This window comes from Caballeronia sp. Sq4a (genome assembly GCF_023170545.1).
Classification (GTDB): Bacteria; Pseudomonadota; Gammaproteobacteria; order Burkholderiales; family Burkholderiaceae; genus Caballeronia.
The window spans coordinates 419,196-441,475 of record NZ_CP084252.1 but is presented as its reverse complement, the minus strand read 5'-3'; the positions used below and the strand labels follow the sequence as shown (position 1 = coordinate 441,475).

18 protein-coding genes and 1 pseudogene are annotated in these 22,280 nt (G+C 62.0%); 8 read left to right on the top strand and 11 right to left on the bottom strand.

All coding sequences use genetic code 11. The annotated features are described in order from the left end of the window. Positions 1-47: 47 nt before the first annotated feature. A pseudogene (locus LDZ24_RS21605) lies at positions 48-689 on the top strand (methyl-accepting chemotaxis protein); the annotation flags it as partial. 325 nt (positions 690-1,014) lie between these two features. On the opposite strand, the gene LDZ24_RS21600 reads toward LDZ24_RS21605, so the two are convergent. After that, positions 1,015-1,767 (bottom strand): hypothetical protein, encoded by a 753-nt coding sequence (locus LDZ24_RS21600; protein WP_248324131.1) that lies wholly within the window; start codon positions 1,765-1,767, stop codon positions 1,015-1,017. A gap of 401 nt (positions 1,768-2,168) precedes the next feature. Here LDZ24_RS21600 and LDZ24_RS21595 point away from each other — a divergent pair, with 401 nt between their 5' ends. Next, the gene (locus tag LDZ24_RS21595; RefSeq protein ID WP_248324130.1) at positions 2,169-2,351 is read left to right on the top strand and encodes a hypothetical protein; all 183 of its coding nucleotides are present in this window, start codon (positions 2,169-2,171) and stop codon (positions 2,349-2,351) included. A 417-nt stretch (positions 2,352-2,768) separates the two neighbouring features. Here LDZ24_RS21595 and LDZ24_RS21590 read toward each other — a convergent pair whose 3' ends face one another. The 4 genes from LDZ24_RS21590 to LDZ24_RS21575 all read right to left on the bottom strand — a co-directional run bounded on the left by LDZ24_RS21590 (position 2,769) and on the right by LDZ24_RS21575 (position 8,047). Beyond that, entirely contained in the window at positions 2,769-4,601 is a 1,833-nt protein-coding gene (locus tag LDZ24_RS21590; protein ID WP_248324129.1) for an MEDS domain-containing protein, read from the bottom strand. 505 nt (positions 4,602-5,106) lie between these two features. Further along, positions 5,107-5,967, bottom strand: a complete 861-nt coding sequence (locus LDZ24_RS21585; RefSeq protein ID WP_248324128.1) for a haloacid dehalogenase type II — start codon at positions 5,965-5,967, stop codon at positions 5,107-5,109. Positions 5,968-6,013: 46 nt separating this feature from the next. Next, positions 6,014-7,207: an MFS transporter gene (locus LDZ24_RS21580; protein ID WP_248324127.1), complete on the bottom strand. Its 1,194-nt coding sequence runs from the start codon at positions 7,205-7,207 to the stop codon at positions 6,014-6,016. 108 nt (positions 7,208-7,315) lie between these two features. Beyond that, positions 7,316-8,047, bottom strand: coding sequence for an SDR family oxidoreductase (locus LDZ24_RS21575; protein WP_248324126.1), 732 nt, complete (start codon positions 8,045-8,047; stop codon positions 7,316-7,318). Positions 8,048-8,168: 121 nt separating this feature from the next. On the opposite strand from LDZ24_RS21575, the gene LDZ24_RS21570 reads away from it, so the two are divergent. Continuing rightward, positions 8,169-9,080, top strand: a complete 912-nt coding sequence (locus tag LDZ24_RS21570) for a LysR family transcriptional regulator (protein ID WP_248324125.1) — start codon at positions 8,169-8,171, stop codon at positions 9,078-9,080. Positions 9,081-9,092: 12 nt separating this feature from the next. Here the strand turns inward: LDZ24_RS21570 and LDZ24_RS21565 are convergent, their stop codons facing one another. The 3 genes from LDZ24_RS21565 to yidD all read right to left on the bottom strand — a co-directional run bounded on the left by LDZ24_RS21565 (position 9,093) and on the right by yidD (position 11,904). Further along, positions 9,093-10,115 (bottom strand): LLM class flavin-dependent oxidoreductase, encoded by a 1,023-nt coding sequence (locus LDZ24_RS21565; protein ID WP_248324124.1) that lies wholly within the window; start codon positions 10,113-10,115, stop codon positions 9,093-9,095. 97 nt (positions 10,116-10,212) lie between these two features. Further along, entirely contained in the window at positions 10,213-11,070 is an 858-nt protein-coding gene (locus LDZ24_RS21560) for an oxidoreductase (RefSeq protein WP_248324123.1), read from the bottom strand. Positions 11,071-11,421: 351 nt separating this feature from the next. Beyond that, positions 11,422-11,904: a membrane protein insertion efficiency factor YidD gene (yidD, locus tag LDZ24_RS28200; protein ID WP_350029464.1), complete on the bottom strand. Its 483-nt coding sequence runs from the start codon at positions 11,902-11,904 to the stop codon at positions 11,422-11,424. 424 nt (positions 11,905-12,328) lie between these two features. Here yidD and LDZ24_RS21550 point away from each other — a divergent pair, with 424 nt between their 5' ends. Together LDZ24_RS21550 and ligD are read left to right on the top strand one after the other, a co-directional pair. Further along, positions 12,329-12,616: a hypothetical protein gene (locus LDZ24_RS21550; protein ID WP_206466676.1), complete on the top strand. Its 288-nt coding sequence runs from the start codon at positions 12,329-12,331 to the stop codon at positions 12,614-12,616. 1 nt (position 12,617) lies between these two features. After that, positions 12,618-14,582 (top strand): DNA ligase D, encoded by a 1,965-nt coding sequence (gene ligD, locus LDZ24_RS21545; RefSeq protein WP_248324121.1) that lies wholly within the window; start codon positions 12,618-12,620, stop codon positions 14,580-14,582. Positions 14,583-14,614: 32 nt separating this feature from the next. Here ligD and LDZ24_RS21540 read toward each other — a convergent pair whose 3' ends face one another. From LDZ24_RS21540 to LDZ24_RS28195, 3 genes are all read right to left on the bottom strand, one after another. Beyond that, the gene (locus LDZ24_RS21540) at positions 14,615-14,836 is read right to left on the bottom strand and encodes a hypothetical protein (RefSeq protein ID WP_206466678.1); all 222 of its coding nucleotides are present in this window, start codon (positions 14,834-14,836) and stop codon (positions 14,615-14,617) included. A gap of 80 nt (positions 14,837-14,916) precedes the next feature. Continuing rightward, on the bottom strand, positions 14,917-15,888 hold the full coding sequence (locus tag LDZ24_RS21535; RefSeq protein WP_248324120.1) for an SOS response-associated peptidase family protein: 972 nt from the start codon (positions 15,886-15,888) through the stop codon (positions 14,917-14,919). A 53-nt stretch (positions 15,889-15,941) separates the two neighbouring features. Further along, positions 15,942-16,286, bottom strand: coding sequence for a hypothetical protein (locus tag LDZ24_RS28195; RefSeq protein ID WP_350029463.1), 345 nt, complete (start codon positions 16,284-16,286; stop codon positions 15,942-15,944). 283 nt (positions 16,287-16,569) lie between these two features. Between LDZ24_RS28195 and imuA the strand changes: the two genes are divergently transcribed. From imuA to LDZ24_RS21515, 3 genes are read left to right on the top strand one after another with little or no spacing between them, the layout of a single operon-like run. Then, positions 16,570-17,283 (top strand): translesion DNA synthesis-associated protein ImuA, encoded by a 714-nt coding sequence (imuA, locus tag LDZ24_RS21525; RefSeq protein ID WP_248324118.1) that lies wholly within the window; start codon positions 16,570-16,572, stop codon positions 17,281-17,283. Continuing rightward, positions 17,207-18,694 (top strand): DNA polymerase Y family protein, encoded by a 1,488-nt coding sequence (locus LDZ24_RS21520; RefSeq protein WP_248324117.1) that lies wholly within the window; start codon positions 17,207-17,209, stop codon positions 18,692-18,694. The genes imuA and LDZ24_RS21520 overlap by 77 nt, the downstream gene beginning before the upstream one ends. A 20-nt stretch (positions 18,695-18,714) precedes the next feature. Then, positions 18,715-21,876, top strand: a complete 3,162-nt coding sequence (locus LDZ24_RS21515) for an error-prone DNA polymerase (protein WP_248324116.1) — start codon at positions 18,715-18,717, stop codon at positions 21,874-21,876. Positions 21,877-22,280 lie beyond the last annotated feature (404 nt).

Sequence of the window (22,280 nt, the reverse complement as noted above, 5' to 3'; positions counted from 1 at the left end):
GCGAATTGCCCGCGTAACGTCGAGAACGGCCCACGCGAGCCGCTTACGCTGCTTCCATGGAAGAAATCACTTCGACGGTGTCGCAATCGGCCAGCGCCGCTCGACAGGCCGACCAGACCGCGGCCACCGCAGCGAGCGCAGCATCCCGTGGCGGCCCGGTAGTGTCCGACGTCGTCTCGACGATGCAGGAAATCGAAGGCGCGTCCGGGAAGATCAGCGACATCATCGGCGTAATCGAAGGGATCGCCTTTCAGACAAACATTCTTGCGCTTAACGCTGCGGTTGAGGCCGCACGCGCAGGCGAAGACGGCCGGGGGTTCGCCGTTGTGGCGGGCGAAGTGCGCACGCTCGCTCAGCGCAGCGCCCAAGCAGCCAAGGAGATCAAGGAACTGATCGATTCGAGCTTGACCAGTGTGTCGGCGGGTGCGTCGCTGGTGCAGCAAGCAGGCGAGACGATGAACGATATCGTCGGACGTGTGTCGAGCGTCACCACGATCATCGGCGAGATCACGAACGCAGCGGACGAACAGACGCGCGGAATCCAGGAGATCAACCGCGCCGTCTCGCAACTCGACGAAATGGTTCAGCAAAATGCAGCGCTCGTCGAACAGTCGGCGGCAGCCGCATCCTCGCTCCAAACGCAGGCTAATGAGCTCTCAGCCGCCGTTGGTCAGTTCCGCGTCGCGTGAGATCAGCCTTGCCGGCGTCGGCAATGCGCGGACGCCGGCAATAAGGGTTTTCAGTCGAAGGTAGAAACGTGGCGGGAAATGAAAAAAGCCCAAGTCGCTAGACTTGGGCCTTCTAGTAGTCTTCGGTGTCTTGGCGTTACCAGCACCAGAATTCTAGTGGGTAGTGTTGGGATCGAACCAGTGACCCGCCGTGTGAAGGCAGTGCTCTACCGCTGATCGCTCGAACGGGCTCTATTTCATAAGGCTCTCAGGGCTCGCTCAACCACCCAAAGACCGGATTGTTGTCCCTCTCCTGTCCCGTAGCTGTCCCGCCGTTGCGAGGCATTTACTGCTTCGTCCCGAGGAACAGGACGCCCGCATACGACCCCGTTTGAAGGATCGCGTGCATCACCGAGTTATTGACGACGGCCACGCCCGACGCCGACGTGTTCGGGTATGCGCAGGGGTAGGCACCGAAGTTCAAGTTCACGTCGTAGACGTTGCCCGAAGCGTGCGGCTTGATCGTGCCCGTGAACGAGCAACCCGTGCCCGTGCCGGTGATCGAGCCGTTGGCATCCGCCGTGATCGCGACGTTGGAATCCGACCCGAGGTTCGTGACGCTGGTGCCCTTGAAGGTGCCAGTGACGGTCGCTTGGGTCGGCGTCGTGTCGTAGCTGCTGTCGTACTTGCCGTTGAAGACTGTCTTCGCGCCGTTCGGGTATCCGATGGTCGCCGTCAGAGAGGACCTCGGGGTGTACGTGGCGTTGACGCCCACTGATTCCGTGCCTTGGCCTTCAAGGTTGTAGTCGAACCCGGTGCCAATGGACGTGCCATTGCTACTAGACGTGAACGTTCCGACCACTCCGCCAGCGATGACGCTGGGCTGGCCGACGACCGAGTACAGCGAGTACACACGTCCGTTGTCGAGCACGAGAACCGAGGTCTGACGGTTCGTATCGGTCGAGCCCGTGTAGAGTCCGGCTGCCGATTGGTTCGTCGATGCAGGCGTCGAGTTGCTGCCGCCACCGCCGCCACCGCCGCCGCCACATGCCGTGAGGATGACCGCCGCTGCTGCGGCTGTAATGATTTGGCCCTTCATTGCTTATTCTCCTGTGTCTGGCCTGACGTTTGGCCGACGCTCAGTGTAAGATTTTGTAACGTCCGAGGATATTGCGTGCTTACAACAGACCGGACCGAAGTCTAACTTGGTGATCCGTGGCATAGTGCCGCCCCCGCTCGCGCTGCCTTTCCCCTATGCCGGGGCTGCGGCGTGCCCCTCGGAGAAGATCAGCGACCACCTCCTGCCGCACCTTCGCGTCTCATGCGACAAGGCGCGCAGACGCGCAGCCATCCGAGGCGTGCGTCTTTAGCCGAGAAACACACGCCTGATGTGCCGCCGCCCTCACCGCGACGTCGCGTCCATGCTTGACTACGCCCATTGAGCGATAGCCTAAAGTGATTGTCCGAGCAGCCGCTCGGCTTAGCTCAGGAGTCGCAAATATGGCCTTCAGCATCGATGCTCCAAGCATTGCCTTCATTCAAACTCGCCGGGGCGTCAACGCTGTCGCTTTCATCGTTTCCGACGATCAGAAGCGCGTGGGCAAGATCCACGATGTCGTAGAACGCAATGAAACTGTCACCACTCGCGGAACGGCAGGATGCGGGAAAGCGGCGTTGCGGTGACACCTTTGCTTCAGCTTCGAGCGCAATGAAAGTGTCAATTCGCCTCAGTCCGGATTGAATCTGTCACTTCGCATCGCGAACCCTAAATTCGTCTCTATCCTATTGATTTGTTGCTGGAATGGACGTGGCGGAGAGTCAGGCAATTGCGCGGCCCCCGCGACCGAGAGCAAGGTGCGATTCGCACCGACGCAGTTGCGGCCGGAGAAGCGACTATTGCGATAAGAAAACTTATCGCAATAGCGCGGTCTGCATACGCATCTGTAACCGTATCGATACTTGGGCAGGTCGTCGCAATCCTGAACTGTGGCTGTCCGGCCGACACCATTGGCGCTTGACGACCCCTAGGCGCCGCTTGCCCTTTGTATCGCCGAGCGGCAGATGACTGGACAATACGAGCCATTCGGCTTTGCCACATGGTCAGCATGAGCTTTTATTCGCGAGTTGGTCGCCTGCGGCAGAGATCGCCTCAAGCAACGCGGGCGGGGCCACCGGTTTCACCAGATGCAGGTCGAAGCCCGCCTGTTCCGAACGCTCGCGGTCGCCCTTCGTCCCGTAGCCAGTGACGGCGACTATCGTGGCCTTCGCGGTCGCGGGTAATGCGCGCAGCCTGCGCGCCAACTGGTAGCCATCCATGCGCGGCATGCCTATGTCCGCGAACACGACCTGAGGCGCGAAGGTCTTGGCGATCTCCAGCGCGGTTTCTCCGTCAAAAGCTGTACGGACCTCGTGCCCTTCCATCTGGAAAAGCGTCAGCAACGCAGATGCGATGTCCGGTTCGTCATCCACGATCAGGATGCGGCGGCTGACGATTGCCGGCCGGGCGAGCGTTTGATCGGCCGCAGGCTGCGCCGACATAGGGTGCGGCGTGCACGGCAGCGTCACAACGAAGCGGGACCAGCGGCCACTGCGGGCCCGCTCGAGCGTCAACGAGCCGCCATGCCTCTCGACGATCTGCCGCGATACCGCCAGCCCGATGCCGAACCCACCCTGGGAGCGGTCAAGTTCGCGCGGCCCCTGCACGAATAACGAAAACACCCGATCGCGCAGCGGCTCCGCCACGCCAGGGCCGTCGTCGCTGACGCAGACCCTCACCTCACCGTCGCCCACGACCATCGAAATATCGATGTGGCCGTGCGGCGGCGCATAAGTCGTCGCATTGTTCAGCAAGTTGACGAACACCTGGTTAAGGCGCACGGGGTCCCCGGCAATCGTCGCCGAACGGTCGAGTCCATCGATTGTCACGGTCTGCCCGTTCTGCGCGGCCGCAGGACGTATTGCATCGACAGCCTCATCGATGATCGCCGACAGTTCGACCGGCACTGGGTCGATTGAAAACATTCCACGCACCGTTCGGTCCGCCTCGAGCAGATCGTTGAGAATGACCGAAAGGTTGCGCACCTGGCGCTTGACGATATTGCTCGCCGCCGCGGCCGGACTTTGTTCGGGTACTGAACGGCGAATCACCTCGATCGCGCTCTCAATCGGCGCGAGTGGATTGCGCAGTTCGTGGCTCAGCATCGATAGGAACTCATCTCGCTCTCTCAGCAAGACTTCCAGGTCGCGCGTGCGGGCGTCGACGCGAGCTTCGAGTTCCGCATTCGTGCGCTCGAGCTCCGAGCGCGCCGCGGCAAGCGAATCGCTTTGCACGAGCTGCCAGACGCCTTTTCGCCGTGTAAGTGCGAACTGATGCGTGTTGCATACATCCAGTACATCCGACGCGGTGCACCGGTCCATGCAGTAAGAACAAACGCAGATAATGCGGTACTGCCCCAGCGTTCGGTTCAGGTGGGCCTCGTAGTCGGCGAAGTCGTGCCAGCGGGTGCGCTCCAGCCAGAACGTGTCGCCGGTCACCCGTAGTCCCTCGAAGCCATGCGCGCGCGACTCACGCTCGTGCCGCACCCATTCGGCGATGACATGGTCGGCGCGAAACGTGCCGTCTGGGTAGTACCAGTCGGACGCCGGCTTGAAAGCGATCTGTCCGCGCATCACGTAATCCTTGAAATCGGGTAGCGCCTCGACCAGTGCGGTCTCTGCTTCGTCCACGCCAATCGGATCGGACGCAACCCACAGACAGCTTTCGTTGTCGCGCAGTCCTGCCTCGAAATACGGGACCAGCATGTCGATCAGATCCTGCCGCGTTTCGTAAAAGTGGCAAAAGTGCGTTCCCCAGCCGGCATGGCCTATCGCATCAATGCCACTTTTTCGAAGAGTTTGTTCTAGCGCGTTGCTAGGCGATTGATGAGCGTGCATGAAAGAGTCGTCGTCTGTTGACGATCGTAGGTCGGGTGGGGCAGAACGCGGCGAAGTAATCTGCGAGCGGCTCGCCGCTGTCCGCGGTCCGCTTAAGGAGGCAGGGCGAAGACACGCGGCCGGGCAGGCGTACTTCATGTATTCCCGGCGTACGTGTGCAGGACAGTCATCATAGACGATCCAGACGGCGCCCGAGGGGATGCGCCGAAGTCGACCCGATGCGACACTCCGAGGCCTGAAGGCTGGATCGCACCGGCTAAGCCTTTCGGCGTTGCCCTATTCCCGCACGGCCGATGACCCAGAGGCGCCAACTTCCAGCCATATTCCGACGCTGAACGAGCGTCGCATCATTGGCCGGGAGCCGTCTCACGAGGGAGGACCGTACCCGACCCGTTGCCGTCATCTGCCCAACGCCGGTCGATGTCTGCAAGGCGACCCACAGCGGACGTCCGTAGGCCGCGTGACTAGCGTATCAAGGCTTGTGATCGTTGCCCGGCTGATCTGTTTAACCGCGATCCAGGAGCGACGCGAGTTGTGGCAAGTCGGAGGCGATAAGGTCGATGTATGGCTCCGGCAAGGTGTCGACCTCCGTCCCTGGACCGTTCTCAAAGGGACGCGGAACGAATGCTGTGAGCAGGCCGCTCCGCTTGGCCGCCATCAGATCCCACTTGTGGGCAGACACCAGCATGATCTCGCCCGGCACAAAGCCGAGATACTCGGACGCGAGCTGGTAGACACGCAGATCAGGCTTGAACGCGTGCACCAATTCGCCGGTGAGGATCGCGTCAAAGGGCAGTCCTTCGCGTTTGACGAGGTTGATCATTCCCGCCATCGACGCATTGGTCAGCGTTGCAACGACGAAGGCCTTGCGCAGCGCTGTCAGTCCTGGCTGCGAATCGCTCCACGGTGTCATCGCTGCCCAGACGTCGAGCAAGCGGGTCTTGTCCTCGTGGGAAAGCGCATTGCCGCCTCGATAGCGCGAAAGCAACGCAGGCAACACGCCGGCATACACGGCGCGGTTGGGCTGCCATGCCTTGCGCCCCGCGGCGATCTCGACGATAACGTCGTGTGCCGCAGCGCTCCACCGTCCCGGAAAAGTTAACCAGTCCTGAAGCCGCGGCTCCACAGCGGGAAGCCGGGCCAGTTCATGCAACATCGGATCGTAGAAGTTGAAGACGGTGCCTTGCATATCGAAGACAAGGGCCTTGGGTCGAATGGTGTCGTGTGCAGTTGTCATTTCAGTTCCTGACGGCGAGGGTGACAGCCCGTGAGCGAGTGAGGCGGCAGAAACGAGCGGCAGCGATGCGAGGATCTGCACGAAACGTCGTCGTCCGGGCTGCAGTACATGAGGTTTCGAGAGATTCATAATGTTTCTCGTTGCATAGTCCGGTGTCGTCGATTTGGTCTGACGCTCAGCACCGCGCTAGTGCGTCTCGTGCAGGCATGGCCGCTGTACGCTCCGACCATCGATATGTCGCGACGACGACGAGCCCGACCGCCGCCAGAGCCACGCCGGCGTACACCGTCGTGAGGACGTTGACGCCTGCCAGCGTCAGTCCGCCGATGAATGACCCGCCAGAGATGCCGAGGTTAAACGCAGCGACGTTGAGCCCCGCCGCCGTACCGACCGCGTCCGGCGCCACGCGCCGAGACACGAGCACGACAGTAGCCTGCATCACGGGAGGAACGGCGAAGGCGAACGCGCCCCAGACGAACAGGTTGACCAACACCAGCACCGGCTGGTGTGCGGTGAGCCAGAGGGCAGCAACAGATGCCGCGATGCCGGCCAGCGCGATGTTCATGCTGACCTTCGGGCCATATCGGTCGGACAGACGCCCTCCGCCGATCGTCCCCACTACAGAGCCAAGTCCGAATACCATCAGCCCGAGGGTTACGCCTTCGCTTGTGGACCTCGTGGTATGAATTAATAGCGGCGACAAGTAAGTGAACACCGCGAACGTCGCCCCCATGCCCAGCGCAGCGATCGCGTAGAGCGGCATCAATGCCCGGCTCCTCAGCAAAGCGAGCTGCGAGAGAACCGTCCCGGCGCTGCGCTGGACCGCAAACGCGGGCAAAAGCCGCCAAAGACCGATGGTCGCCAGCGCGCCCATGGCAGCCACCACCAGGAACGGCAGCCGCCAGCTCATCAGATCGCCGAGCCACGTTCCGCCAGGGACGCCGGTCACCATCGCGACCGTCAGGCCGCTGACCATGATCGCCACAGCTCTGCCTGACTTATCGGGCGGCACCAGCGCCATGGCAACGGTTGTACCGAGGCCGAAGAACACGCCGTGCGCGACCGCCATCACGATCCGGATCGCGAGCAGCGCTGGGAAGTCTGTCGAAAGTCCGGCCGCCAGATTGCACAGCGTAAAGAACGCCATCAGCGCAAGCAGCAATGCGCGGCGCGGCAAGCGCGCAGTCATGGCCGAGACCACAGGCGTGCCGACCGTAATGGCCAGTGCGTAGAAACTCACCAACAAACCGGCTGTCGACACCGAGATGCCGAACGCTCTTCCGATGTCGGGCAACAAGCCGACGATGACGAATTCCGTCGTTCCGATTGCGAACGCGGCGAATGCGAGAGAAAACACGGCTGCGGGCATGATGAACTCCTCGATGAAGGCTTTGGGCTGGCTTCGCGGTGACTGGCACGCGAACGGGTCAGAATCCCTCTCTGGCCCGCCGGCGCTTAGCCACCGCAGCGCCACGCTTCAGAAGTCCTGAACGGTGGGACGAATCACGATTTCGTTGACGTCGACCGAACCGGGCTGCTCGATTGCGTAAGCGATGGCTTGCGCGATCGCGTCGGCGGGAATCGCCATCTTGTAGAAGTCGACGACAAAATTGCGGCTGTCGTCGTGGCCCGAACCGAACTTCAGTTCTGTGTCGATCGCACCCGGCGATATGACGGTCGTGCGGATGTTGCCGCCCACTTCGTGACGCAGACCCTCAGAAATCGCGCGCACCGCGAACTTCGTTCCCGAATAAACCGTGCCTCCGGGGCTGAAGACCTTCAGGCCCACGACCGACGCGATATTGACGAAATGGCCCGACTGCTGTTTTTCGAAAACCGGCAGCGCCGCAGCAACTCCGTACAGGAGGCCCTTAATGTTGATGTCGATCATCCGGTCCCACTCGTCGGTCTTGCGCAGCGACAGGGGCGCGATCGCCATCAGGCCAGCGTTATTCACCATGACGTCGAGGCGGCCATGTTGCGATACGACGTCGCTGATCAGGCGGTTGACCTGCTCCTGATCCGTCACGTCCACCTGGTGGATCGAGACTCGCCCGCCTTTCGCCAGGATTTCCGCGGCAACGCGTTGCAGCCTGTCGATGCGCCGAGCGGCCAGCGCGACAGTGGCGCCTTTGGAGGCAAGAAGTTTGGCGGTGGCTTCACCGATTCCGCTGGAAGCACCCGTAACGACGACGACTTTATTTGCCATGATTTCTCTCCAGGAAGTTGAACTGCTTGAAGAGAAGTCTCGTCCTGGTCAGCATTTTTTATTAGACTGAAATATGTGGAATGTCTTTTCCATGGCTGCAAAAATCCCCACGACGCCATCCATGACCGCACTCGCCGACCTCAACGACATCGCCGTTTTCGTGCGCGTAGCGCAGTTCGAGAGCTTCAGCCGGGCCGCGCGGGCACTCGGCATGCCTGTCTCAACCGTTAGCCGCAAGGTGACCGCGCTCGAAGAACGGCTTGGCGTCACGTTGTTGCAACGCACGACGCGCAGGCTCAGCCTGACGTCACAGGGTCGCGCCTACTTCGATCAATGCAGCGAGCCGCTAGGTCATCTGTATGACGCCGAGCGCGTGATCACCCAGGCGCAGAAGAAACCGGAGGGCGTGCTACGCATCTCCGGTCCTGTGATGCTCGAACAGGAACCGTTTTATGCCTTCCTGTCGGCATTTTTAAATAACTATCCGCAGATCCGGGTGGACCTGTACTTCACGAATGCGTTCATCGATCTGATTGCCGAAAACGTCGACGTTGCTATCCGTTTTGGTGAATTGCAGGACTCAAGCCTCGTCGCACAGCGCGTGGGACGAAGCGTGCGGCACCTCGTCGCGTCGTCCGACTATGGGCGTAACCATGTCCTCCCCTCGAGGCCCGACGAGCTGAGCCAGCATCCCTGCGTGCTGATCAACGCCCGCAACAACGAAACGGAATGGCAGCTGATCAGCGGGCGAAAAGCGGCGAAGGTGCACGTAAGCGGCCCCGTCGCCGCGCGCGACTTTCACATCGTCCATGCATTCGCCCTCCGCGGGCACGGCATTGCGCTGCTTCCGTCGAGCTATTGCGACCCGCATATTGCCAGCGGAGAACTGGTGCGGGTGCTGCCTGACTGGGCGTCGCCGGATCTATCCGTGCATGCTGTCTATCCGACGCGGCGCTTCATGCCGTCAAAACTCAAGGCGTTCCTTGATGCACTCAAAGCATGGGACGGGCCGCTTTGGCTGCCGTTGCGGTGAAGGGCTTTAGTACTAACGCCAGCCGAGCGCCGGAGCGACGTGGGTGAGGATCGATTCGATCACGTGTGCGCAGTACTCCACGCCGAGCTGGTTCGGCACGGTCAACAGTAGCGTGTCGGCTTCCGCAATCGCCTCGTCGGCTGCGAGTTGCCTGACGAGCGCGTCCGGCTCTGCCACATAACTACGGCCGAAGATCGTCCTGATGTTGCCGTCCAGCAGTCCGATCGTGTCGTCGCTATTCGCGGCACGTCCAAAGTACCTGCGGTCGCGATCGTTCACCACCGCGAAGATGCTGCGACTCACCGACACGCGCGGTTCGCGCGCGTGGCCGGCTTCCTTCCACGCCTGCCGGTAAGCACGAATCTGCTCCGCCTGCTGGACATGGAGCGGACGGCCCGACTCGTCGTTCTTCAGTGTCGAGCATTGCAGGTTCATGCCCATCCCGGCCGCCCATACCGCGGTGGCATCCGATCCCGAGCCCCACCAGATGCGATCGCGCAATCCTTCGGAATGGGGCTCGACGCGTAGCAGGCCCGGCGGGTTGGCAAACATCGGGCGGGGATTTGGCTCAGCGAAACCTTCGCCACGCAGCACCTCGTAAAACACTTCGGTGTGCCGACGTGCCAGATCAACGTGCGTCTCACCCTCTTCCGGCGCATAGCCGAAATAGCGCCAGCCGTCGACCACCTGTTCGCCCGAGCCGCGGCTGATGCCGAGTTGCAGGCGTCCACCGGCGATGAGGTCGGCTGCGCCCGCATCTTCTGCCATGTACAGCGGGTTCTCATACCTCATGTCGATGACGGCTGTACCGATTTCGATTCGACTGGTTCTCGCCCCCACAGCCGCCAGCAACGGAAACGGTGACGCGAGCTGGCGCGCGAAATGGTGCACGCGAAAATATGCGCCATCCGCGCCGAGTTGCTCGGCGGTGATCGCGAGGTCGATGGATTGGAGCAGGACGTCGGACGCCGAACGCGTAAGCGAGTGCGACGAAGCAGACCAGTGGCCAAACGATAGAAAGCCGATTTTCTTCATGTCAGTGTTGCGCAAGCCCGAAAGGAAATGACCGCATCGTGTGAATTGGTCAGACGGCGCTTGCATGCGCGCGGTCTGCCCGTTCGTTCCTTGCGGCTCAGGCCGGGAAGTCGGTGGATGCGGAAAGCGCCTTCCAAGTTTCCGTTTCCGCCGTCACATATGCATTCTTTTCCGCTACTGCCTTAAGCGTGTCCGTGCCGAGCGGCAAACGCATAGGCGGCGTCTCTGCGTCGACGAGCCTGACCATCGCGGTTGCCAGTTTTGCGGGATCGCCTGGCTGATTATCATTGATCTCGCCTGCGAGTTGCCGCAGTTTGCCCGACGTCTCTTCATAGTCGCCAATGATCGTACTGCCGACGGCTAGCGACGACGCATCCAGAAAGTCCGTGCGGAAGAACCCGGGCTCGATCATGGTTGCGTGAATGCCAAGCGGCTTGAGTTCGGCATGCAGCGCTTCGGTGATGCCTTCCACAGCGAATTTAGTCGAACTGTAGACGCCGACGCCTGCCGCCGCCTGATAACCGACGATGGACGACGTGTTGATCACATGCCCCGAACGCTGCTTGCGCATCACCGGCAACACGGCGCGTGTCACGTTGAGCAACCCGAGCACGTTCGTCTCGTAGATGCGGCGAACTTCAGCATCGCTCGATTCCTCGACGGCCGCGAGCAGCCCGAAGCCCGCGTTATTGACCAGTACGTCGATGCGGCCGAACTTATCGACCGCGGCTTCGACCGCCGCCTTCGCCTGTGCCTCGTTTGTCACGTCGAGCGCAAAGGTGAGCAGCGCGGGCGACTCTCCAAGCCGCTCGGCGATCGCGGCGGCGTTGCGGCCGGTGGCGACGACAGCATTACCGTCGTCGAGAGCGGCTTGCGCGATGAGCGAGCCCAGACCGCGCGACGCGCCGGTGATGAACCACACGCGTTTGAACTGCTGGTTCGTGACGTTGTTCATGACTTTTCTCCGTGATTCGTGATGGATATGAAACGAAATTCATTGGAGAGAAATATCGGCGTCACGGGGAGGTTTGATTAGACCGGTATGAATGGAATGACTTTTCCGCGTGTGGAAAAATTGCGCGCACGAAGGGACACGCGTGATGCGTCTTCCCAGACGCAGGCTGCGCGAATGTCGACTAAAGTGGTGTGACACGTTCACCCGAAATAGGTGTCCGGTATGGAGGTCACAACGGCTGTGCAGCACACCGCAGCGGTTGTCGCTTCATGGCCGCGAGCCGCCCCACGCCCTTGCCGGCTGATCCGCCGTTAGCGACTCTCGGCAGTCTTCAGTTGAACGGCTGTCGAATTACCAATGCCGACCTGGACCGTAGCGGCTGCGGCGCTGGGCGCGTGCATCTCGCCGCCAAGCTTCGCGCTGGCGACCGCCTCCGCAGGCTCCGCCGGAGCATGTACTGAGCGCGACCCAACACGCACCGATCTCGCAGACGTCACATGCACAGTTCTCGGCGAAGCCGCATTCGCCAAGCGAACAACCAGGCGCGCAGCCGTCATCGCCACCTATGTAGACGAATCCAGCTTGGCGTACAACGGCCGGGCGACCTGCGAGTCCGACGTTGCGCTCTCCGTAGTGATGCCACGCACAGAGATCAAGGCGCCGCCGGAGGAGCTTAAGGCCCCGCGTCAGCCCGTGCCGTTCAATCGCCCGAAAGCCAAAGTTCGAACAACTCTGCCCACCGGTGTGGATGCGGTACGCACATGCGAAGCCCTTGCGAGGAGAAACGTAGCGCTGGTAGAGGCGAATACCTTTCAAAACCACTGAGGTCAGCATGGGCGTTCCCTGGAAGCGTTGTGGGGCAAAGAGCAGATCGCATACCCATCCGGCCGCCTTTCTATTGCGAAGCGACTTTGCTTGAGCGCTGGTCGTCGGCTCAACCGGCTGGTCCTGGACTTGGACCGCTAGCCCACTAGAGACCAACGCGGCAATGCGCAGGTGAATGGTAGAAACTTGCCGGTTGTCGCAGTCGCTGAAGATCGCGCTGCCCGGCGGAACGGGCGCTGAAGTCGTCCCTATGCGGCGATGCCTAGCTGCGGGACGGCAACTGCGACTCGTAGACGCAAACCGACGCTCAAATGAGGCCCGCTCCGTTGAGCGGGCAGAGCCGATAACGGTGCATGGCCCGTTATGGACCCTTGGCGCTCAACAGCAACCCGGGCGCAGCGCTTGCGCCATGGAGTCCGGAGGATGCGACGCCATGAAAGCGACTACATTCTTAGAACAAGCCAAACGCGAAGCGCAGCTCGTCGATGCGCTGCTGGTTGCACGATATGCCCTTGTCATACACAACGGCATGACGGTGCTAGGCGATGATGAACCGCCGTCGCGCTGGCAGATGCGCTTCCATCGCGAACTTCAATGCATCGATGCAGCCCTTCAGATGGCTGGGATTGACACGACGCAGGCGCTTCATCCGCCGAATCTCTTCTTGAGCGGCGATGATGACGATGGCGGCGGTAACTTGCCACCGGGCTCGGAGGACTGAGATGGGGCGCTGGGGCGGTTCGCGCGCGACGCGCGTGCGCGCGCCGGACACACCGCCGGGCGAAATGCCTGCGCTAATCGAGCCGCAGCTCGCGACGCTGGTTGAACGTCATCCTGCGGAAGGCGACTGGTCTTACGAGATCAAGTTCGACGGCTACCGGATGCTCGCGCGCATCGAGCGGACAGAGGTCCAGCTGATTACCCGAAACGGGCACGACTGGACGGACCGCATGCCGCGGTTGCGTGCCGCACTTGAGGCGCTGCCCGTCGAAAGCGCGTGGATCGACGGTGAGGCGGTGGTGCTCGACGCTGCCGGCAAGCCCGACTTCAATTCCCTCCAGAACGCCTTTGACCGACGAAGCACGGCGGACATTGTTCTGTACGTCTTCGACCTGCTGTGGCTCAACGGCACCGATCTCCGGGAGCAGCCGTTGCGGGCTCGGCGGGCCATCCTTCAGAAATTGATGCAAAGCGTCGAGAGTCCGCTCCTTCGCTATTCCGACGATTTTGCGGCAGATCCAGCCTCACTCGTAGCCTCCGCCTGCAAGATGCAGCTGGAAGGCATCATCGGCAAGCGGGCAGACGCGCCGTACCGGTCCGGACGTTCAAACGACTGGATAAAGCTGAAGTGCAACCTCAGACAAGAGTTCGTGATCGGCGGCTTCTCGCGGTTGAGAGGCGCGAAATCAGGCGTGCGTTCCTTGTTGCTCGGCGTCTACGAGCCAGATGGCGCTTTCCGGTATGCCGGCCATGTGGCGCCTCACCTCGCGCCCGCGCGAAGTGCTGCATTCAGCAGGCGCGCCCAGGCTTTGCAGCAGGCTCAACCTGCCTTCTATAACGCGCCCCAACCCGAGCGCGACCGCGAATTTTACTGGCTTAAGCCTGAGATCGTGGCGGAGGTCGCGTTTCTCGAATGGACGCCCAACGGCGAAATTCGCCATCCTGTCTTTCATGCGCTGTGCGAAGACAAGCCGGCCCGCGCGGTGACAGAAGAGAAGGTGATCGCCGATCCGCTGGTTGATGCCCCCAAGGCGATCGGATCGACGCGCGAACGTCCAGGTCCGCGCGGCACGGTCGTCGTCGGCGACATCAAGATTAGCAACCCACAGCGCGTGATGGATCAGGCCTCAGGCCGCACCAAGCTTGACATGGTGCGTTACTACGACGCCATCGCCGAATGGGCGCTGCCCTACCTGCATAACCGACCGCTTGCCCTCGTGCGTGCGCCCGACGGCATTGCCGGCGAGCTGTTTTTCCAGAAGCACTCCGAGCGCGCGCGCATCCCCGGCATTGAAGAGTTGCCCGTCAGTCTGTATCCGGGTCACAAGCCGCTGCTGGTCGCAAACACCGCCGACGCGCTGGTCGGACTCGCGCAGATGAGCGTCGTGGAGATTCAGTCATGGAATGGCGTGGCGCCCGATCTCGAACATCCTGACCGTGTCATTTTTGATCTGGATCCCGACCCAGCTTTGCCGTGGTCGGCGATGCTCGAAGCCGCCTCGCTCGTCAAGGTGGTACTGGATGAGCTGGGTTTGCGCTCATTCGCCAAGACGAGCGGCGGCAAAGGCTTTCACATCGTCGTGCCGCTCACCCGCCGACAACGATGGGATGAGGTTAAGCTCTTCTCACAGGCGGTGGCGCAGCACATGACCCGCGTGGTACCGCAACGCTTTTCAGCGGTGCTGGGCCCGAAGAATCGCGTCGGCAAGATCTTTATCGACTATTTGCGCAACGGGCGAAGCGCCAGCACGGTCGCCGCATTCTCAGTGCGGGCTCGCCCCGGCATGGCCGTGTCGATGCCGATCTCATGGGATGAGTTGAACGACGTCAAGAGCGGCGACCAGTGGACAATGGCGCAAGCCATACATCGGCAACGCACGCTCGCAGCAGACCCCTGGGAAGGCTACTGGCGCACGCGGCAAGGCATTACCGCCGCGATGCGCCGGGCAGTCGGCCTAAAGCGCTAGACGGGTCGCAGTCTCACTCAGCGGCTCTGACATTAGCTACGCGCCTCGGTGCCCTTCAAGTCGCTGTGCTTGTGCGAGTGGGTAGCGCCGTACTTCAGTTCATAGTGGGCACCCTTGCCGCTGCGCGTCGGAGGAAAGTGCTCGCCTTCGACACACGTGACTTCGAACGTATCCTTCCCATCTTCATGGACCACGGAGTAAATGCCCGACACCTTGACGATTTCACCGGGCTTATACGAATTGTCGCCTGCCATCGCTGCCTCCTCAGTAAAGAATAACGATGGACGAGCAAGAGGTGTTCCGAGGGATGCACGTATCGCCCGCTTGCGGCGATTTATGCTGCTAGCCGGTGCTCGTAGTACGGTCGGTCGCGATCTTCCAGAATCGCATCAAGCGCGGCAAGATTGGAGGCTTGGGGATTCAGCCAAGCGTCCACGTTCTCCTGCTTGATCGGCACGATGCAGCGGTCGTGACCGGCGGCTTCGACTTCAGCAGGCGGCTCGTCCGTAATCGCAGCAAACGACAAAAGATCCGGCTGACCCGGCGCCGTCCACTTCGACCACAGGCAGGCGACCATCAGCAGTTGGCCGTTATCGGGTCGAAACTCCAGGACGACGTTCTCGCCCGGCGCCTGCGGTCCGTCGTGCTTCTCAAACAAGGTGTTCTCACACTTCGCGCGCGTGACGTTCTCATAGAAGACGTCGACCAGCAGCAAGCCGTGCGTGTAGCCGAAGCACGGCTTCCAGAACTTGTCGAGACTGTCGCGCCGCGCGTTGTACGTGCCCGGGTACTTGATGTCATAGTTCGCGGGCTTACCTGCAATGCGACACTGGTAGCGCATCGGCTTGACCACGTACTGCCCATCTTCGACCACGAGGACGGGCGCGTAGTAGCCGGGGAAGATGCGTGAATCACGCGGCTCTTGCTCAATGCGGTTGATATCTGCCAGGCGACGCAACGCAGCTTCGATCTTGTCGGTCGCGATGCGCTTGCTCTCGGTTGCTGCCTTAGTGGTCTTCGTCTGCAATGTGCGCTCCGCATCTGCGAGTCGGGTGCGCTGCTTGAAGACCTCCTGCTCCAGCTTCGTCGTCTGTTCCGTGTTGTACCGGTCGATGAACGCCTTGATCTGACGCTCGTCGTCGGTCGCGGGCTCACGGAACGCATCTTCCACCGCTTTAGGAATTCTGGCCTTGCTGCCCTCCGCGCGCTCCCAGAAGAGGCGCGCGAACTCGCGGATGTCCATCTGTGCGCCGAACATCTTCACATAGCGACGATAGTCGGCCTGGATCTGCGCGGAGTAGCACATGCGGGAAGTTCCTCGTTCAATGTTCGCGGTATTGGTTCAGGCCGGCCGGCCCTTCACAGGGCCTCTTTGCACAACGCCAGCATCTTCTTGATGACGGTGCAGGAATAGTTGAGTTGCATGTCGCCCGTGAAGAGCGCCTGGACATTCGACTGCCGCACCGCAATGCCGGCGCCTTTTAGGTCTCGCCTCGCGATCTTGAGCGCCAATTGTCCGAGACGCACACGTTCAAGCCAGTCCATGTGAAGCTGATTGCGTCGAAGCCAGATTCGGCAACTTTCCACCACGTGGTCGACTCGCCACTCGTGCGTCAGCGAATACGAGGCCGCGACAGTTGCGACTAGAAAGCACAGCAGTTCCGCCCTAGCTTCCGATACTTCGTGGTTATCCGGTTCAGACATACGTCGAGTCTCTCATCCTTTAATTCATTGTGGTCCACATCGGACGCACCCGTCGTCACCAGCAACTGCGGACACATGCGCCGGAATCAACGGGGGTCGCTCGCTTCCACCGGCGGGCACGGCCCGGGACTCTGTCGGGGATACCACACCGACGATGCGCGGCCCCTCACCGCAATGAGCTAGAGGATAGCCACCCTGCCGTCTCGCGGCCACAAAAAGGGCGCAATGCCATGTTGCCGTTTTCGATGTAAAGTACTGTACATCCATACAGTACTTATGCAAAATGGCCGCCCTGCCCAAACACGTCGAGTCCATCCACCCCGCGCTGTGGCGCGGCTCGCAGCTCGCGCGCGCCTACGGAAAAACCGTCGACACCGGCTACGCAGCTTTGTCGGCGGAACTTCCCGGCGGCGGCTGGCCACTCGGTGCGCTCGTGGAGCTGTTAGTCCAGCAACCCGGGATCGGCGAAATGCGCTTGATGCGCCCGGCACTCACCCGTCTGAGTCAGCGGCCTGTCGTGCTGCTGCAGGCGCCCCATGTGCCCAATGCGCTGGCGTTCTCTTATCTCGGTGTGCCGGTGGACAAGCTGATGTGGCTGCGTGCGTCGAAGGCCGCCGACGCCTTGTGGTGCGCCGAGCGCGTATTGCAGGCCGGCACCTGCGGCGCGCTGCTCCTCTGGCAACAGCACATCCGCTCGGAGGCACTGCGACGCTTGCATCTGGTGGCCCAAGCGACCGAGACGTTGCTGGTCCTGGTGCGACCGCTTGCCAGCGCCCAGGACGCGTCACCGGCGACGCTACGTCTCGGTGTGAGGCCGGCAGAGGGCGGGATCGCGGTCGACATCATTAAACGACGCGGTCCCGCCCAGACTGAGCAACTGTCCGTCACCCTACAACCGTCGCCGATCCTGCTGAGTTCCTATGGCCGTGTTCGTCGCCATTCACTTGCCCCGGCTTTCGCTGGAGGTATTTCGACCGAGGTGGTCGCCTCCGTCTGAGCACGGGCGCGTGGTGCTCGAGCGCGACAAGGTCATCGTGCTCGATGCGGTAGCCAGAGACGCGGGTGTGCGAGTCGGGATGAAGCGTGGCGGAGTTGTGACGCTCGCGCCTGATGCGCTCATGTTTGACCGCAGCGCGGAACGCGAGCAAGACATGCAGCGCGACGTTGCGATTGCGCTGCTGCGCTTCTCGCCGCAGGTGGCCGTGTGCGAAGAAGAGACCATCGTCGTGGAAGTCACCGCGAGCCTGCGCCTCTTTGGCGGCATCCTGCGTGTATGCAAGGAAATCCGGGAAGTCGTCAGTGCGATTGGCGTGACGGCGGGTATGAGCGTCGCCCCCACGGGACGCGGCGCCTGGCTGCTTGCCAAGGCCGGCCGCCGGCGCGTGCTGAAGGTGCAGTCGCTCGAACGTCAGCTAGGCGGCTTGCCCTTCATGGTCGTGCCGGAGCTGCGCCGCTTCGCCGACTGGTTCAACGGGCTCGGCTGCCGTGTGCTGAGCGATATCCAACGCCTGCCTCGAGCAGGTCTGAAGAAGAGGTGTGGCGTGGACCTACTCGATTCCCTTGACCGGGCCTATGGGCTGGCTCCCGAACTACACGAGTGGCTTGAATTGCCACCGACTTTCAGCGCGCGCGTCGAGTTGCCCGACCGCGTCGAGCACGCCGAAGCCATCCTTTTCTCGGCGCGGCGGCTCGTCGTGCAATTGTGCGGGTGGCTCGCCGCCCAGCAACTCGCGCTCACGCACGCGACCGTCACGCTGGAGCACGAGCGCGGACGACAGGCCATCGAGCCGACGCTCATCGATCTTGCGCTGGCCGAGCCAACCTGGCACGAAGAGCATCTGGTTCGTCTTCTTAAGGAACGGCTCGGACGCACGGAATTGCAAGCCGCGGTCATCGCCGTGCGCCTGACTGCCGCCGACGTGCAGGCGGCCGAGCCGCCCAGCGATACGCTCTTTCCGGAGCCCGGCGGATCGGCGCAGGACCATAACCGGCTGCTTGAACTATTGGCCGCCCGCCTGGGCGCCGAGAACGTCTTGCGGCCAGCGCCTGCGCCTGACCATCGTCCCGAGCACGCCAACCAGTGGGTGCCGGTCCAGAACGGTTCGAAGAACGGGCCGAATGGCCGCCCCAAAACCGTGTCCGCGCCCGATGATCTTCCGCGACCGACCTGGCTGCTGCATGTGCCCCTGCGCTTGATGGTCAAGAACCATCGCCCGTTCTATGGCTCGCCGCTCAAGCTCGTTTCGACCGGCGAGCGGATCGAAGCCGGCTGGCATGACGGGGCGCTCGTCACGCGCGACTATTTCGTCGCCGAAGCAGACGATAAAAGCTGCTATTGGATCTACCGTGAGCGGCCGAGCGTCACGAGTGAAGAAACGCGCTGGTTTCTTCACGGGCTCTTTGGATAAGCGGATAAGCAGGTGGCATTGTGGACTTTCCCTCGTCGGCCCTGCCCGACTACGCTGAGCTTTTCGCGTTCACCAACTTCTCGTTTCTGCATGGCGCCTCGCACGGTGAAGAGCTCGTGCTGCGTGCGTCACAACTCGGATACGCGGGACTGGCCGTCACCGACGAGTGCTCGGTCGCGGGCGTCGTGCGCGCGCATGTGCAGGCCAAGGAAGAGAAGCTCCCGCTGATCATCGGCTCGTACTTTCGCCTGGTTCATGCAAGTCATGGCGCAGAGAAGCGGCCCGCCTTCGGTCTCATCCTGCTCGCACAGAACCGCGAGGGCTACGGCAACCTGTGCGAGTTGATTACGCTGGCCCGCATGCGGGCGGCCAAAGGCAGCTATCTCCTTACGCCCGACGATCTCGCGCGGCCTGACCCGGAGTACGCGCATTTGAAAGGCATGCCCGACTGCCTGGCGATTCTGGTGCCGGACTTTCCGGCGAAGGAAGAAGCGCTCGCCGCGCAACTCGATTGGTTGCGCCAGACGTTCCCCGCTCGTGCGTGGGTCGGGCTTACGCTGCATCAGCGCGCGATGGATGACATCCATCGCGGCGTAGTCGAATACGTCGCCTCGCGCAGCGACGTGCCTGTCGTGGCCACCGGCAATGTCGTGATGCACGTGCGCTCACGAAAGCCCCTGCAGGACACGATGACCGCCATCCGCCTGGGCAAGCCTGTCTCCGAATGCGGCTACGAGCTCGCGCCCAACGCGGAGCAGCATCTGCGTTCGCGGTTGCGGCTTGCCAATCTCTACCCGCCGCACGCGCTCGCCGAGACCTTGAAGGTACTGGCGCGCTGTACCTTCTCGCTGGATGAATTGCGTTACGAGTATCCGGACGAGCTGGTTCCCGAGGGCTACACACATGAGGCGTATCTCCGGCAAGAGACCTACATTGGCGCGCACCGCCGTTTCCCTGCCGGCATTCCGCACAATGTGCAGCAGCAAGTCGAGCACGAACTGCAACTGATCCGGGAGATGCGCTACGAGGCGTACTTCCTGACCGTCTATGACATCGTGCGCTTTGCCCGCAGCCAGCACATCCTTTGTCAGGGGCGCGGGTCGGCGGCGAACAGCGCGGTCTGTTATTGCCTGGGCGTCACGGAGGTGGATCCCTCGCGCGGCAACATGCTGTTTGAGCGCTTCATCAGCAAGGAGCGCGGCGAGCCGCCCGATATCGACGTCGACTTCGAGCATCAGCGGCGGGAAGAGGTCATCCAGTACATCTACCGCAAGTACGGGCGGGACCGCGCAGCCATTGCAGCGGCGGTGTCGACCTACCGTCCGCGAGGCGCGCTGCGAGAGACGGGCAAGGCGCTCGGCATCGATCCCCAGATCGTCGACAAGGTCGCCAAGAGCCACCAGTGGTTCGATCACTCGCAAGACCTGCTGCGTCGCTTCGAAGAATCCGGGCTCGATCCGGCCAATCCGCTCATCGCCATGTGGGCGAATCTTGCCGCGCAGATACTGAATTTTCCGCGACATCTATCGCAGCACTCGGGCGGCTTTGTGATTAGCCGTGGCAAGCTCACGCGTCTTGTGCCGGTCGAAAACGCGGCGATGCCGGATCGGAGCGCCATTCAGTGGGACAAGGACGATCTCGAAGCACTGGGATTGTTGAAGATCGACGTGCTCGCGCTCGGCATGTTGTCGGCGATTCGACGCACGCTCGATATCGTCTCGGAGCAACGCGGCGAGCGCTTCGAGATGCAGGACATTCCGGCGGAGGACGCGGCCACCTACGAGATGATTTGTCGTGCGGACACGGTCGGCGTCTTCCAGATCGAGTCGCGTGCGCAGATGAGCATGCTGCCGCGCATGCAGCCAAGAGAGTTCTACGATCTCGTGATCGAGGTGGCCATCGTGCGTCCGGGGCCCATTCAAGGCGGCGCGGTTCACCCTTACCTGCGGCGACGGCAGAAGCTCGAGCCGGTCACGTATCCGAGCGAGGCGCTGGACACCGCATTGGGGCGCACGCTCGGCGTGCCGATCTTCCAGGAGCAAGTGATGCAGGTGGCGATTCTCGCAGCAGGCTTCACGCCGGGCGAAGCCGACCAGTTGCGGCGCGCGATGGCAGCCTGGAAGCGCAAGGGCGGCCTGCAGCAGTATTACGACCGCATCGTCAACGGCATGCAGCAGCGCGGCTACGACAAAGCCTTTGCCGAAGCCATCTTCGAGCAAATCAAGGGCTTCGGCGAATATGGCTTTCCGGAAAGTCATGCGGCGAGCTTCGCTCTGCTCGTCTATGCGAGCAGCTGGCTAAAATGTCACGAGCCGGCCGCCTTTCTGGCCGCGATGCTCAACTCGCAGCCGATGGGCTTTTATTCGCCCTCTCAGCTCGTGCAGGATGCGCGTCGTCACGGAGTCGAGATGGCGCCGATCGACGTCAACATCAGCGGGTGGGACTCGGTGCTCGAAAAGCGCCCCGGTCGGCAGAAGCCTGTCGTGAGGCTTGGGTTGTCGTTGCTTAAGGGCATGCGAGAAGGCGCGGCCGAGCGAATCGAAACGGCCAGAGCGGTGAAGCCGTTCGAAAGCGTGAGCGACCTCGCGCGACGCGCACAACTCGACCGCCGCGACCTGCAGGTCCTTGCCGCGGCCAATGCTTTGCAGTCGCTTGCAGGCAATCGTCGGGAAGCACTATGGCAGTCGGCTGCCGCGGTGCCCGACCAGGACATGCTCGCCGATACGCGCGTCGACGATGAAACGCCGACGCTGGGGGCACCGTCGGAAGCGCAAGACATCGTGAGCGACTACAACTCCGCAGGCCTGACGCTCGGGCGTCATCCGTTGTCGCTGCTGCGGCCGGTGCTGCTCGAACAGCGGCTCGTGCCGGCGTCGACGCTACGTACCTACCGGAACGGGCGTCTTGCGCGAGGATGCGGGCTCGTGACCGTCCGGCAGCGGCCCGGCACCGCGAAGGGCGTCATGTTCGTGACGCTGGAAGATGAGACGGGCAACATCAACGTCATTGTGTGGCCCTCCCTGCTTGAAAAGCAGCGGCGTGAAGCGTTGGGCGCGTCATTGCTCGCGGTGTATGGCACATGGCAATGCGAGGGTGAAGTCCGCCACCTGGTCGCACAGCGACTTGTCGACATGTCGCATCTTCTTGGTGGACTGACGGCGGTTAGCAAGAACTTCTGCTAAGGCGTAGGTCTTCGCGCGTGCGCGACCGGCGCTTGGCGACCCATTGTCGCCCATCGACCCGGTGGGACGTCTACGGCGGCTAGAGATTACAGCGGTCATCTAAAAATTCGCCCGCGACGCCGCCGGGCACGTCAAACACCGCGATCTCGACGTCTTCTTCTGGTCGCGCACTAATGGCGAAGCGATCCTTGGATGGATGGCGGCGGAGACGATTAGTTGCATAGCGCTGGGAAAAAAACGATCAAGTCGGAATCGGCTTCGCCGACTTCCCTTGGGATACAGCAACGGTGCGAACCGGTAATGCATTGGCGCGACGACGGACCGTCACCGTCCTCCACCATCCTGACCCAGAACATCACTGAACGACAGCATTCTGCGTTGACCAATGGGTGAAATTGACCGGC